The organism is Colwellia sp. MB3u-55 (genome assembly GCF_014076785.1).
Lineage (GTDB): Bacteria > Pseudomonadota > Gammaproteobacteria > Enterobacterales > Alteromonadaceae > Colwellia_A.
Map to the genome: position 1 here is coordinate 38005 of NZ_JACGUS010000120.1, position 14427 is coordinate 52431.

Genomic DNA, 14427 nt, shown 5'->3' on the forward strand with positions numbered 1-14427 from the left:
TATTAAAACGCGAAAAAAAATGACACTTAAAACTGAACTAACATTACTGATTGATAAAAGCGAATTAACACTCGATGAAGCACAAATAGATTTATTAATTCAATATGTTGAATTGTTAAATAAATGGAATAAGGCTTATAACCTAACATCTGTCCGTAATACCAGTGATATGTTGGTTAAACATATAATGGATAGCCTAATGGTAGGCAAAGAGTTAAAAGGTCAATCATTTATTGATGTAGGCACAGGACCTGGTTTACCAGGTATACCGCTAGCTATTTTATACCCTGAAAGAAATTTTGTTTTATTGGACAGTTTAGGCAAAAGAATCACTTTCTTACGACAAGTGGTTTTTCAACTAAAACTCAAAAATGTCACACCTGTGTTATCAAGGGTTGAAAAATATCAACCTGATGAACTCTTTGATGGTGTGTTAAGTCGAGCATTTGCATCACTTGAAGATATGGTCAATTGGTGTCAACATCTCATTGCGGATGAAACGGGGCGATTTTATGCACTAAAAGGTCAATTTCCCCGCGAAGAAATAGAACAATTACCAGAACATATAAAGTTTGTAGACAGTAGCGAAATAATCGTGCCTAATTTACAAGGCGAACGCCATGTTATTAAACTAAAAAAAATAATAATATAATAAAATACTTTCGAGGTCATTGTGGGAAAAATCATTGCGGTTGCTAACCAAAAAGGTGGGGTTGGTAAAACAACAACATCTGTTAATTTAGCTGCCTCACTAGCAGCAACCAAACGAAAAATATTATTAATTGATTTAGACCCTCAAGGCAATGCCACTATGGGCAGTGGAATCGATAAGTATGAAGTGCACGCAACATGCTATGAATTACTTGTCGAACAAAAGTCTTTCGAAGAAGTTGTATGTCGTGAAACGTCAGGTTTATATGATTTAATTGCCGCTAACACTGATGTTACTGCCGCTGAAATCAAATTAATGCAGGTGTATTCTCGAGAACATCGTCTAAAGAATGCCTTAGCCCCTATTCGCGATCAATATGATTATATTATAATTGACTGCCCTCCTTCATTGAATATGCTGACAGTGAACGCCATGACTGCTGCTGATTCTGTGTTGGTGCCTATGCAATGTGAATACTATGCATTAGAAGGCTTAACAGCGCTTATGGACACAGTTTCGCAATTAACATCGGTAGTGAATGCTAACTTACATATAGAAGGCATTTTGCGAACGATGTACGACCCTCGTAACCGATTAGCTAATGATGTATCAGAACAATTGAAACGTCATTTTGGTGATAAAGTTTACCGAACCGTTATTCCACGTAATGTCCGTTTAGCTGAAGCACCTAGTTTTGGCTCACCAGTAATGTATTACGATAAATCATCAACCGGTGCAAAAGCGTATTTAGCACTTGCCGGTGAAATACTACGTAAAGCAGAACAAAAAAAACAAAAACCTGAAAAAAAAATTGATTAATTATTTAGATAAACCCGAAGGAAAATTATGAGTCCAGCAAAACGTAGAGGCCTAGGTCGTGGCCTTGATGCATTATTAACATCAAATAAAGAAACTGATGATGCGACTCAACGTAATTTATCTTCTAATCAAGACAGTGAATTACAATATTTACCCATAGAGCAATTACAACAGGGTAAATATCAACCTCGTAAAGATATGTCTGCTGAGGCTTTAGAAGATTTATCAAATTCTATTCTTTCTCAAGGAATTATACAGCCCATTGTTGTTCGAAATATTAGTGAAAACAATTATGAAATAATTGCTGGCGAGCGTCGATGGCGAGCCGCGCAATTAGCTAAAATGGACAAAGTTCCTTGTTTAATTAAAAATGTACCCGATGAAGCTGCAATCGCTATTGCCTTAATTGAAAATATTCAGCGTGAAGATCTCAATGCCATGGAAGAAGCTATTGCATTAGAGCGTTTATTAACAGAATTTGAGTTAACGCACCAAGAAGTAGCCAATGCGGTGGGTAAATCTAGAACGACTGTTTCTAATCTTCTGCGTTTAAATAATCTCAATGAAGACGTTAAGACATTGCTAGAACATGGTGATATCGAAATGGGACATGCACGTGCGTTACTAGCATTAGAAAAAGACATTCAAAGTAATGCGGCTAGAACTGTTGTTGCTAAAGATTTAACCGTGCGTGAAACAGAAGCGTTAATTAAAAAGATTCAAGCACCAGAAAAGATCATTGAAGAAAAAGAAAAAGACCCAGATACTAAAAGTCTAGAGCAAAATTTATCAGAAAGGTTTGGTTCGCAGGTGACAATAGCTCATAACAAAAAAGGTAAAGGAAAGTTGGTTATCTCCTACAGCGACCTATCTGAGCTTGATAGTATTATTTCTCGCTTCAACTCTTATTAATCTACGGACATATTATATTTAAAGTAGTTAAGCGGTAATAATGCAAAATATTCTTTATGACCCATTAACCACTATAAAAAATAAGTTTTATTTAACTATTTTATCATTCGTTATGTCATTCAAAGGTAACGTTTTCATTTTAGATTAAGGCTTTCTAAATTTAGTGTTAAATTTAGTACATATTGGGGCAATGAGCGCCCTATTTTGTTGCATTAGTGCTGTAATTAAGTATACTTGCGACGACTTTTTTAAAGTTAAAGTTTTAACTTTAAAAAATACTATGACTACGAAGCATTACGTTGGAGACCGCAGTGGCGAAAGGTTATCAAAATTTATTAACTACGCCTGGTCGAAAATTAGCGTCGAGACAAATCGGTATAATGACAAAATTGATCGTTATATGCGCTGTAATAACATATTTCAATTGGGGACTATTATACGCTTACTCTATACTTGTAGGTGGAATAGTGGTGATAGTTCCTAATATTATTTTCGCTTATAAAGCATTTAAGTATGCAGGTGCAAGTGCCTCAAGAAAGGTTATGGAATCTTTCTATAGTGGCGTAAAATTAAAAATGCTATATACCGCGTTATTATTCGCGCTAGTATTTAAATTTTTAGTGATTTCACCCCTAATATTTTTAAGCACATATTGTGTGGTGGTGTTTTTAACATTACTGCTGCCAGTTTTTTTAACGGAACGTTAATTAACTGGCGATGAAGATTTATAAACTTTAACTTTTGGGATAATAAAATGGCAGAAGAAGTCACCTTATCAAGCCATATCCAACACCATTTAACTAATGCAAAAATGTGTACAACCGATACTGGTTTAGCATTTAATAAAGCATGTAGTGACAGTGGGTTTTGGACATGGCATATAGATACACTAGCATGGTCAATTGGCCTAGGTATGTTGTTTTTGTGGACTTTTCGCAAAGCTGCTAAAGGAGCTACTGTAGGTGTTCCTGATAAATTTCAATGTTTTATTGAAATGGTTGTCGAGTTTGTTGGTGACAACGTTAATAAAACGTTCCAAGGAAAAAGTACATTAATTGCACCATTAGCCTTAACGATATTTGTTTGGGTCTTTTTAATGAACTTAATGGACTTAATTCCAGTTGATTTCTTACCTGCATTTGCTGGTTTTGTCGGTGAAACTGCTTTCGGTATGGATAGTCATGATGTCTACATGAAAGTTGTACCAACAACAGATATTAATTTAACAGCTGCACTAGCACTTGGTGTTTTTTTATTGATGATATTTTATTCAATAAAAATAAAAGGTCTTGGCGGCTTTGTTAAAGAATTAACCTTGCATCCGTTCAACACCAAAAACAAGTTAGCGATGGTATTTTTGATCCCTTGTAATTTATTACTTGAGACCATTGCTCTTGTTGCTAAGCCATTTTCATTAGCACTACGTTTGTTTGGTAACTTATATGCCGGTGAATTAATATTCATCTTAATTGGCGCTGTTGGTTTGATGCAGCTTCCATTGCACTTTGTCTGGGCTGTATTCCATATATTAGTTATCGTATTGCAAGCATTCGTCTTTATGATGCTAACAATCGTTTACTTAAGTATGGCGAGTTCTGATAATCATTAATTTTTAACCTTTAACTTTAACTTTAACTTTACAATTAAAACTTTGGAGAAAAAAATGGAACAAATATTAACAATGCCTGAAGCGATTAAGTTTATCGCAGTTGCTTTACTAATCGGATTTGGTGCTATTGGTACTGCAATTGGCTTTGGTAACATGGGTGGTAAATTCTTGGAAGCGTGTGCACGTCAACCAGAACTAGCTCCTTCACTACAAGTGAAAATGTTTATTTTAGCTGGTTTGATCGATGCCGTTGCTATGATCGGTGTTGGTATCGCGATGGTATTATTGTTTGTACTTTAATTTCATTATTTGAACAGCTTACTATTAAGGAGGAGCGGTTGTGAATTTAAACGCCACTCTAATTGGTGAATTAATAGCATTCGTTGTTTTTGTTTGGTTCTGCATGAAATATGTATGGCCACCATTGAACGATGCTATTGAAGCTCGCCAGAAAAAGATCGCTGATGGACTTGCTGCTTCAGACCGTGCTGCAAATGATCTTGAGCTTGCTCAAGAAAAAGCTACTGCTCAACTTAGAGAAGCTAAGTCACAAGCTGCCGAAATTATTGAAGCAGCGAAAAAACGTGAAACGCAAATAGTTGAAGAAGCTGCAGTAAAAGCTCAAGCTGAGAAAGAAAAAATCTTAGCTACAGGTCACACAGAAATCGAAACTGAACGTAACCGTGTTAAAGAAGAATTGCGCAAACAATTTGCTATTCTTGCTGTAGCCGGTGCCGAGAAGATTCTTGAACGTTCTATTGATGCCGCCACACATAGTGACATCTTAGATAAATTCGTCGCTGAACTTTAAGAGGGAATAGAGCTATGTCTGAATTGACAACTGTCGCTCGTCCTTACGCTAAAGCAGCGTTCGATTTTGCTGTTGAAGCAAAGGCTATTGATAGCTGGTTATCACAGCTAACCTTTGCTGCTGAAGTTGCCAAAGATGAAACCATTAAAGGGGTTCTTTCTGGTGGTGCTTCAGTCGAGCAGGCACAAGCACTTTTTTTAAGTGTTTGTGGCGAGCAAATAGACAGTCAAGGCCAAAATTTCTTGAAAATAATGGCAGAAAACGAACGCTTGTTGGTGCTACCACATGTTTTGACGCAATTTTTAGCACTTAAAGCTGAATTTGAGCAAGAAGTTACTGTGGATGTAACCTCAGCTGTAGAAATTACAGCAGAGCAAAAAACAACACTTAGCGCCGCGCTTGTAAAGCGTCTGGCTCGAAAAGTTAAGCTTAATTGTATTGTCGATGCGACTATTATTTCAGGTTTAATTATTAAAGCTGATGACATGGTAATTGATGGCTCTATACAAGGTAAATTGAGCCGTTTAGCAACAATTTTACAATCCTAGAATAAGGGAAAAGAGCATGCAACTGAATTCCACTGAAATCGCCGAACTGATCAAAAATCGTATTGAACAGTTTGACGTTGTCAGCGAAGCTCGCAACGAAGGTACTATCGTTTCTGTAACTGACGGTATTATTCGTATACATGGCCTTGCAGATGTAATGCAAGGTGAAATGATCGAACTTCCTGGTAGCCGTTTTGCTATCGCGTTAAACCTTGACCGTGATTCGGTCGGTGCGGTAGTTATGGGTCCATACGCTGACTTAGCTGAAGGCGTAAAAGTTAAAAGTACTGGTCGTATTTTAGAAGTACCAGTAGGTCGTGGTTTATTAGGTCGAGTGGTTAACACTTTGGGTGAGCCTATTGACGGTAAAGGACCTATTGAAAATGATGGTTTTTCTCCTGTTGAAGTTTTAGCACCAGGTGTTATCGAACGTAAATCTGTTGATCAACCTGTACAAACAGGTATTAAATCAATTGATTCAATGATTCCAATTGGCCGTGGCCAACGCGAACTTATCATTGGTGACCGTCAAATCGGTAAGTCTGCCATCGCTTTAGATGCCATTATTAACCAGAAAGATACCGGTATTAAGTGTGTATACGTAGCAATAGGCCAAAAGGCTTCTACAGTTGCTAACTTAGTACGTTCTTTAGAAGAGCACGGCGCGTTAGATAATACTATCGTTGTTGTTGCTGGTGCTTCTGAAGCTGCCGCACTACAGTACTTGTCAGCATATTCTGGCTGTACTATGGGTGAATACTTCCGAGATCGTGGTGAAGATGCATTAATCGTATATGATGATTTGTCAAAACAAGCTGTTGCTTACCGTCAAATTTCATTACTTTTACGTCGTCCACCAGGTCGTGAAGCTTACCCAGGTGACGTTTTCTATCTTCATAGTCGTCTACTTGAACGTGCTGCTCGTGTAAACGAAGCATACGTAGAAAAGTTCACCAATGGTGCAGTTAAAGGTAAAACGGGTTCATTAACGGCTTTACCTATCATTGAAACGCAAGCGGGTGATGTATCTGCTTTCGTACCAACTAACGTAATATCAATTACTGATGGTCAGATTTTCTTAGAGTCTAACCTATTTAACTCAGGTATTCGTCCTGCTGTTAACGCCGGTATTTCTGTTTCTCGTGTTGGTGGTGCTGCGCAAACTAAGATCATCAAGAAGTTAGGTGGTGGTATACGTTTAGCCTTAGCACAATATGCTGAATTAGCTGCATTTGCTCAATTTGCTTCAGATTTAGATGACGCGACTCGTGCTCAATTAGAGCATGGACAACGTGTTACTGAACTGATGAAGCAAAAGCAATACAGTCCATTGTCAATTGCTGAAACAGCCGTATCGTTATTTGCCGCAGAAAAAGGTTACTTGAACGATGTTGAAATCGCTAAAGTGGTTGATTTTGAAGATGCATTACGCACTTACGTAAACAATGATCACGCTGAGTTGATGGCTACTATCAATGAAAAAGGCGACTATAACAAAGATATTGAGTCTGGTTTAGCAAAAGCAATTGAAGCTTTTAAAGCTACTCAAACTTGGTAATTTAGTTCACCTTTTTGGAGAATAGTCATGGCTGGTGGTAAAGAGATTAAATCAAAGATTGGAAGTGTAAAAAATACACAGAAGATCACCAGCGCAATGGAAATGGTTGCAGCTAGTAAAATGCGCAAAGCGCAAGATAACATGGCTGCATCTCGTCCATACGCTGAGAATATGCGAGATGTGATCGGTCGCGTCGCACTTGGTAATTTAGAATTTCGTCATCCATATATGGTTGAACGTGAAGTCAAGCGTGTAGGTTATATCGTTGTCTCAACAGACCGTGGTTTGTGTGGTGGTTTAAATATTAATTTATTTAAAAAGGTACTTGTTGATGCGGGTACACACCAAACAGCGGGCGCCGATGTTGAATTTGCCATAGTGGGTTCTAAAGCTACGTCATTTTTTAACAATATTGGTGCTAAAATAGTGTCGCAGAAGTCTGGATTAGGTGACAATCCTTCACTAACTGATTTAATTGGTAGTGTTAAGGTGATGTTGAATGCCTATGATAGTGGTGAGATAGATAGATTGTTCATTGTATATAACAAGTTTGTTAATACCATGACGCAAAATCCAACAATCGATCAACTTCTACCTTTGCCTAAATCAGATGATGACGCATTTAAGCATAGCTGGGATTATTTATACGAACCTGATGCTCAAGTTTTACTTGAAAAACTGCTCGTTCGTTATACGGAATCGCAAGTATATCAAGGTGTGGTTGAAAATCTCGCCTGTGAACAAGCTGCTCGTATGGTTGCAATGAAAGCTGCAACAGATAATGCGGGTGACTTAATTGATGATTTACAATTGGTATATAACAAAGCGCGTCAAGCAAGTATTACTCAAGAATTGGGTGAAATCTGTGCTGGTGCAGCAGCGGTATAAACAAAAGTTCTTTGTTTATTTTATTAGTAAATAAGAGCACAAGATTAGAGGATTAAACATGAGTACAGGTAAAGTCGTCCAAATCATTGGCGCAGTTGTGGATGTAGAATTTCCACAAAATGCTGTACCTCAGGTATATGACGCGTTAAAAATAACTGAAGGTAACCTTAGTGGCTTAGTACTTGAAGTACAACAGCAACTTGGTGGTGGCGTAGTTCGTACTATCGCCATGGGTTCATCTGACGGTTTACGTCGTGGTCTGAATGTAGAAAACACAGGTGAGAATATCCAAGTTCCAGTAGGTACTGCAACTTTGGGTCGCATCATGAACGTATTGGGTGAGCCTATCGATGAAGCTGGCCCAATCGGCGAAGAAGAAAAGTGGTCAATTCACCGCCAAGCGCCAGCATACGCTGACCAAGCGATGTCAAATGAACTACTTGAAACTGGCATAAAAGTAATCGATCTAGTTTGTCCATTCGCTAAGGGTGGTAAAGTAGGTTTGTTCGGTGGTGCTGGTGTTGGTAAAACTGTTAACATGATGGAACTTATTCGTAACATCGCGATTGAGCATAGCGGCTACTCAGTATTTGCTGGTGTAGGTGAGCGTACTCGTGAAGGTAACGATTTCTATCATGAAATGAACGATTCAAATGTACTTGATAAAGTATCTCTTGTTTACGGTCAAATGAACGAGCCTCCAGGAAACCGTTTACGTGTTGCCTTTACAGGTTTAACAATGGCTGAGAAATTTCGTGATGAAGGTCGTGACGTATTATTCTTTGTTGATAATATTTACCGTTATACATTAGCCGGTACTGAAGTATCTGCACTTCTTGGTCGTATGCCATCAGCGGTTGGTTATCAACCAACTCTTGCTGAAGAAATGGGTGTACTTCAAGAGCGTATTACTTCAACTAAGAAAGGTTCAATCACTTCAATCCAAGCGGTATACGTACCAGCAGATGATTTGACTGATCCCTCTCCAGCTACTACCTTTGCTCACTTAGATGCAACGGTTGTATTGAGTCGTGATATCGCTTCGCAAGGTATTTACCCTGCAATTGACCCACTAGATTCTACTTCTCGTCAACTTGATCCATTAGTTGTTGGCGCTGAGCATTATGAAACTGCCCGTGGTGTTCAATCAACATTACAACGTTACAAAGAGCTTAAAGATATTATCGCCATCTTAGGTATGGATGAATTATCTGAAGAAGACAAATTAGCTGTGAATCGTGCACGTAAGATTCAACGCTTTTTATCTCAACCGTTCTTTGTTGCTGAAGTATTCACCGGTTCTCCTGGTAAGTATGTGTCACTTAAAAACACTATTAGTGGTTTTAAAGGCTTACTTGCAGGCGAATACGATGATTTACCTGAGCAAGCTTTTTATATGGTTGGTTCTATCGAAGAAGCAGTTGAAAAAGCTAAAAACATGTAATTTGCTTGGGCGTGTTAGGTTAACATAAGTCATCGACTTATTGACTATCTAACCGCCTACTTTAGGAGGTCAAAATGTCAGCAATGACGGTAAATCTAAATGTAGTAAGTGCGGAAGAGAATCTATTCTCTGGACGTATTGAATCATTACAGATCACAGGTTCAGAAGGTGAACTAGGTATTATGCCTGGTCACGCACCTTTATTGACCTCGCTAAAACCTGGTATGGCTCGTATTGTTAAATATGGTGGCTCAGTAGATGTTATATATCTTTCTGGCGGCATGTTAGAAGTTCAACCAAATAACGTAACCGTATTAGCTGATATAGCGATACGTGCAGACGATTTGGATGAAAAAGAAGTCTTAGAAGCTAAGCAACGTGCAGAAAAACACATGAACGCCCATGGCGGAGATGTTGGTTTTGCTGAAGTTGCGGCTGAATTAGCGCGAGTAACTGCGCAATTACGCGTAATACAAGCGTCTAATAAAAAAGTCTAACTTTACAGACAAAGCACTGAGTTTTAGTGACAGAAAAGCGATATTTACTTAAGGTATATATCGCTTTTTTTTGTCTTTAATATAATGGCTAATTAAGTTTAACCACACAGCCACTTGGTTAAATTTACTGAAGCTTGCTAAACAATTAATCTTGATGATGTAAAAATATATCAGACACTTATAGCGCTACATGGCTATAGTTTATCTGTTAAAACAAGGTTACAATATTTGTTATTACCATCAAAAACATAAATAACGGATATACTATGTCTCTTTCAGTTGTCATTCTTGCCGCGGGTAAAGGTACTCGCATGCGTTCATCACTCCCTAAAGTACTTCACGCAATTGCTGACAAACCTATGGTTAGCCATGTCATTAATGCTGCACGCCAATTAAACGCTGATAATATTTATATTGTCTATGGCTTTGGTGGTGAAGTATTAAAAGCGACAATAGCGAATAGTAGTGCAAATGACGATTTAACATTTATTGAACAAAAAGAACAACTAGGTACCGGACATGCCGTAGACATGGCATCACCTTTCATTAAAGATAATGAAAATGTTTTAGTGCTTTATGGTGATGTACCACTGACCAAAGTTAGCACATTAGAAAAATTATTAGCGGTTAAGCCATACCATGGTATGGGGTTACTAACGGTAAATTTAGCTGATCCTACTGGCTACGGACGTATTATGCGTAAAGATAATGCCGTGGTTGGCATCATAGAGCAAAAAGATGCTTCGGCCGAACAGTTATTAATTACTGAAGCTAATACTGGAATTTTATTAGCAAATGGTGGAGATTTAAAGCGTTGGTTAGCAAATCTGTCAAGTGACAATGCCCAAGGTGAATATTATTTAACTGATATTATTGCCGCATGTCATCATGAAGGTAAAACTATTGCTACTGCTCATCCCGATACCGAGATTGAAGTTGAAGGTGCCAATAATCGAGTGCAACTTGCTTCATTAGAACGAGCTTTCCAACTACGTGAAGCCGAAGCGTTAATGATAGCGGGGGCAAGCTTACGTGATCCTAACCGCATCGATATTCGCGGAAACGTAATCATCGGAGAAGAAGTGCATATCGACATTAATTGTATTTTTGAAGGTGATGTTTCTTTAGCTAATGGTGTGCAAATCGGTGCCAATTGTATTTTAAAAAATTGTACAATCGGCGAAAATAGCATAGTTAAAGCAAATAGTATTATCGAAGACGCCGTCGTTGGTAAAGACTGTTCTGTCGGCCCATTTGCTCGACTGCGCCCCGGCTCTGTAATGAATAAAGACTCTCATGTTGGTAATTTTGTTGAAATGAAAAAAACAACTTTAGGAGCTGGTAGTAAAGCGGGACACTTAACGTATTTGGGCGATACGATTATTGGTCAAAATGTTAATATTGGTGCTGGAACCATCACTTGTAACTATGACGGGGTTAATAAGTTTAAAACCATTATAGATGACGGTGCTTTCGTCGGTTCAAATAGTTCGTTAGTGGCCCCGGTTACTATTGGTGCTAATGCTACCATAGGTGCGGGCTCTGTTATTGCTAAAGATGTAGCAGCCAATGAACTTGCGGTTGCTAGAGGTAAACAAAGAAATATAGCCGACTGGCAAAGACCAACCAAAAAAAGCTAGGTTAATTGATATTTAAAATGAAAGAGGCACAATATGCGCCTCTTTTTTATGTTCACTGATATGAATTAGGATTAATATCAGTCAAATAAATATTTATTGCCATAAAAGCATACTTTTGTTCTAATAGCTTAAGTTACTAAACGAAACTTATTCTGTAAGATAAGTGACGAAACAAAAGATAAACTTAATCGCATGTCAAAAAGAAACACCCAGCAGCGTCGCCACAGCATTATCTCTGAGCTTAATGAGCACGGAGAAGTAAGTGTCGATAGTCTTGCAAAAAAATTCGTTACTTCAGAAGTAACCATCAGAAAAGATTTAGCTGCGCTAGAAAATAGCGGATTATTGCTCAGACGTTACGGTGGAGCTGTGCCTTTGCCTAGAGATATTATTGAGCATAAGTCTGATAAAGTTTCGAAACGAAAGGTTTCAATCGCCAGTAAAGCGGCGACACTTATTCGTGATCATAACCGCATCATAATCGACAGCGGTAGTACGACTTCAGCCTTAGTGAAAGAGCTTAATAGTAAACAAGGTTTAATCGTAATGACCAACTCTTTAGCAATAGCTTCTGATTTGCATGCGCTTGAAAATGAACCGACATTACTGATGACCGGGGGCACTTGGGATACACATTCTGAGTCTTTTCAAGGTCAAGTAGCAGAAAGTGTCTTGAGATCTTATGATTTTGACCAACTTTTTATTGGTGCCGATGGTATCGATATAGAGCGTGGCACGACTACTTTTAATGAGCTATTAGGGCTTAGCCGCGTGATGGCAGATGTCTCTCGTGAAGTTATTGTACTTGTTGAATCTGAAAAAATTAATCGTAAAATACCTAACGTTGAAATTCCTTGGCAAAATATAGACATACTGATCACTGATGCAGATCTGCCTGATGAACTCAAAGCCAAACTCTTAGAACAAGACGTTAAATTACTCATTGCAAAATAAAAGGAAAAAACTATGTGTGGGATCGTAGGTGCTGTAGCACAACGTGATGTAGCAGATATATTAGTTGAAGGGTTAAAACGCCTAGAATACCGCGGATATGACTCAGCCGGTGTTGCTATTATCGATAATAACAACCAATTAAACAGAGTACGCCGCTTAGGCAAAGTACAAGAGTTAGCAGACGCTTTAATAACAAACCCTTTATCAGGTGGAACAGGTATTGCTCATACGCGCTGGGCTACTCATGGTGCGCCAAGTGAAGTGAATGCTCACCCACATGTATCTAGTCAAAATATCGCTGTTGTTCATAATGGTATCATCGAAAATCATCAAAGTTTAAGAATACGTTTGCAGGGCATGGGCTACGAATTTGTCTCAGAAACAGATACTGAAGTTATTGCTCATTTAGTTCATCTTGAATTGAAAACATCAGCGACCTTACTTGAAGCAGTACAAAAAACAGTTAAGCAGCTTGATGGCGCCTATGGCACCGTTGTACTTGATACTACCGATAAGAGTCGTGTAGTTGTTGCACGCTCTGGGAGCCCTTTAGTGATAGGTTATGGCGTAGGTGAAAACTTTATAGCCTCTGATATGATGGCGCTATTACCGGTCACCCGAAAGTTTGCTTTTCTTGAAGAAGGTGATGTTGCTGAAGTTACTCGTTTTGAAGTTAACGTCTTTGATACTAACGGCGTACCCGTAAAGCGTGAAGCAAAAGAACAAGATATCAGTCAAGACAGTGGCGATAAAGGTGAATACCGTCACTACATGCTGAAAGAAACTTACGAACAACCTACGGCTATCCGCAATACTTTAGAGGGGCGCTTGTCTGGTAATGTGCTCGATATGAATACTTTTGGTGAAGGCGCTGATGAAATATTTAAGGGTATCGAACACGTACAGATTATTGCCTGTGGTACTAGCTACCATTCAGGTATGGTAGCACGGTATTGGTTAGAGTCGCTAGCAGGTGTTTCTTGTAATATAGAGATTGCCAGTGAGTTTAGATACAGAAAGTCTCATGTTCCTAAAAATGCCTTAATTGTAACTATCTCTCAGTCGGGTGAAACAGCTGATACTTTAGCGGCACTTCGCTTAGCAAAAGAGCTTGGCTATAAAGCCAGCTTAGTTATTTGTAACGTAGCCGGTTCATCTTTAGTGCGTGAATCTGATCTTGCTTTCATGACCAAAGCCGGTGCAGAAATTGGCGTCGCTTCTACCAAAGCATTTACCACACAGTTAGTCGGCTTGTTAATGATGACTTGGGCTATAGGTAAACATCACGGTATGAGTGAAGCGGTTCAAAATGAAATCGCCAGTTCATTAATGGCTTTACCCAGTAAACTAGAAGAAGTCTTAGCACTAGCAAGTTCTATTGAAGATTTAGCGGAAGACTTTGCTGATAAACACAACGCTTTGTTTTTAGGTCGTGGCGACCAATATCCTATCGCTATGGAAGGGGCTTTGAAGTTAAAAGAAATCTCTTATATCCACGCTGAAGCATACGCTGCTGGTGAATTAAAACATGGCCCATTAGCGTTAATCGATGCTGATATGCCTGTAATTGTTGTTGCGCCTAAAAATGATTTAATTGAAAAGCTTAAATCAAATGTTGAAGAGGTTCGCGCGCGTGGTGGCTTAATGTATGTATTCGCTGACAGTGAAGCAAATTTTGCCAGTGATGATACGATGAAAGTTATTAATGTGCCGGTATGTGACGATTTAATCGCACCTATTGTTTATACGTTACCACTACAATTGCTTTCATATTATGTCGCAATAATTAAAGGCACAGATGTTGACCAACCTCGTAACTTAGCAAAATCAGTTACCGTTGAGTAGAGAGACTTTTTTGAAGGTATAAATGTTGTACCAGTGAAATAAAGTACGAAATTCGAAATAAAATACGAAACTAGAAGCAATTATTCTTAAGAGTAATTGCTTTTTTATTAGCTTTAAGCTGAACTTTAGGGCATTTCATCTAGTTTAGTTAAAGCATAAACGCTGATAAACACGAATTGCGACTGTTAAAACCTTCTAAATAAAGATGGAAACGGGAATCATTACGTTTGAACACCGAAAATACTTTTCA

The 14427-nt window shown here is 38.4% G+C and carries 15 protein-coding genes; all 15 read left to right on the forward strand.

Going from position 1 to position 14427, the window contains the following annotated elements; translation table 11 throughout:
* The first annotated feature begins 19 nt into the window (after nucleotides 1–19).
* Nucleotides 20–652: a 16S rRNA (guanine(527)-N(7))-methyltransferase RsmG gene (rsmG, locus tag H4J66_RS15605; protein ID WP_182175909.1), complete on the forward strand. Its 633-nt coding sequence runs from the start codon at nucleotides 20–22 to the stop codon at nucleotides 650–652.
* Between the two features lie 21 nt (nucleotides 653–673).
* Nucleotides 674–1471 (forward strand): ParA family protein, encoded by a 798-nt coding sequence (locus H4J66_RS15610; RefSeq protein ID WP_182175910.1) that lies wholly within the window; start codon nucleotides 674–676, stop codon nucleotides 1469–1471.
* Nucleotides 1472–1498: 27 nt separating this feature from the next.
* Nucleotides 1499–2383: a ParB/RepB/Spo0J family partition protein gene (locus H4J66_RS15615; protein WP_070375305.1), complete on the forward strand. Its 885-nt coding sequence runs from the start codon at nucleotides 1499–1501 to the stop codon at nucleotides 2381–2383.
* Between the two features lie 311 nt (nucleotides 2384–2694).
* Nucleotides 2695–3090: an ATP synthase subunit I gene (locus tag H4J66_RS15620; RefSeq protein WP_310650673.1), complete on the forward strand. Its 396-nt coding sequence runs from the start codon at nucleotides 2695–2697 to the stop codon at nucleotides 3088–3090.
* 47 nt (nucleotides 3091–3137) lie between these two features.
* The gene (gene atpB, locus H4J66_RS15625; RefSeq protein WP_182175911.1) at nucleotides 3138–3992 is read left to right on the forward strand and encodes a F0F1 ATP synthase subunit A; all 855 of its coding nucleotides are present in this window, start codon (nucleotides 3138–3140) and stop codon (nucleotides 3990–3992) included.
* Between the two features lie 72 nt (nucleotides 3993–4064).
* The gene (atpE, locus tag H4J66_RS15630; protein WP_086745850.1) at nucleotides 4065–4292 is read left to right on the forward strand and encodes a F0F1 ATP synthase subunit C; all 228 of its coding nucleotides are present in this window, start codon (nucleotides 4065–4067) and stop codon (nucleotides 4290–4292) included.
* 40 nt (nucleotides 4293–4332) lie between these two features.
* Nucleotides 4333–4803, forward strand: a complete 471-nt coding sequence (gene atpF, locus H4J66_RS15635) for a F0F1 ATP synthase subunit B (protein ID WP_070375308.1) — start codon at nucleotides 4333–4335, stop codon at nucleotides 4801–4803.
* 14 nt (nucleotides 4804–4817) lie between these two features.
* A complete protein-coding gene (atpH, locus tag H4J66_RS15640; protein WP_070375309.1) occupies nucleotides 4818–5351 on the forward strand; it encodes a F0F1 ATP synthase subunit delta in 534 nt (177 codons plus the stop codon).
* Between the two features lie 16 nt (nucleotides 5352–5367).
* Nucleotides 5368–6909 carry a F0F1 ATP synthase subunit alpha gene (gene atpA, locus H4J66_RS15645; protein ID WP_070375310.1) on the forward strand — a complete coding sequence of 514 codons (1542 nt, stop codon included), beginning with the start codon at nucleotides 5368–5370 and terminating at the stop codon, nucleotides 6907–6909.
* 27 nt (nucleotides 6910–6936) lie between these two features.
* Complete coding sequence (atpG, locus tag H4J66_RS15650; protein ID WP_182175912.1) at nucleotides 6937–7797, forward strand: F0F1 ATP synthase subunit gamma; 861 nt, start codon at nucleotides 6937–6939, stop codon at nucleotides 7795–7797.
* A gap of 58 nt (nucleotides 7798–7855) precedes the next feature.
* Complete coding sequence (gene atpD / locus H4J66_RS15655; RefSeq protein WP_070375312.1) at nucleotides 7856–9241, forward strand: F0F1 ATP synthase subunit beta; 1386 nt, start codon at nucleotides 7856–7858, stop codon at nucleotides 9239–9241.
* 74 nt (nucleotides 9242–9315) lie between these two features.
* On the forward strand, nucleotides 9316–9738 hold the full coding sequence (locus H4J66_RS15660; protein ID WP_070375313.1) for a F0F1 ATP synthase subunit epsilon: 423 nt from the start codon (nucleotides 9316–9318) through the stop codon (nucleotides 9736–9738).
* Between the two features lie 266 nt (nucleotides 9739–10004).
* Nucleotides 10005–11378, forward strand: coding sequence for a bifunctional UDP-N-acetylglucosamine diphosphorylase/glucosamine-1-phosphate N-acetyltransferase GlmU (gene glmU, locus H4J66_RS15665; protein WP_182175913.1), 1374 nt, complete (start codon nucleotides 10005–10007; stop codon nucleotides 11376–11378).
* 192 nt (nucleotides 11379–11570) lie between these two features.
* Nucleotides 11571–12332 carry a DeoR/GlpR family DNA-binding transcription regulator gene (locus tag H4J66_RS15670; protein WP_182175914.1) on the forward strand — a complete coding sequence of 254 codons (762 nt, stop codon included), beginning with the start codon at nucleotides 11571–11573 and terminating at the stop codon, nucleotides 12330–12332.
* A 12-nt stretch (nucleotides 12333–12344) separates the two neighbouring features.
* Nucleotides 12345–14177: a glutamine--fructose-6-phosphate transaminase (isomerizing) gene (gene glmS / locus H4J66_RS15675; RefSeq protein WP_182175915.1), complete on the forward strand. Its 1833-nt coding sequence runs from the start codon at nucleotides 12345–12347 to the stop codon at nucleotides 14175–14177.
* The last annotated feature ends 250 nt before the right edge of the window (nucleotides 14178–14427 follow it).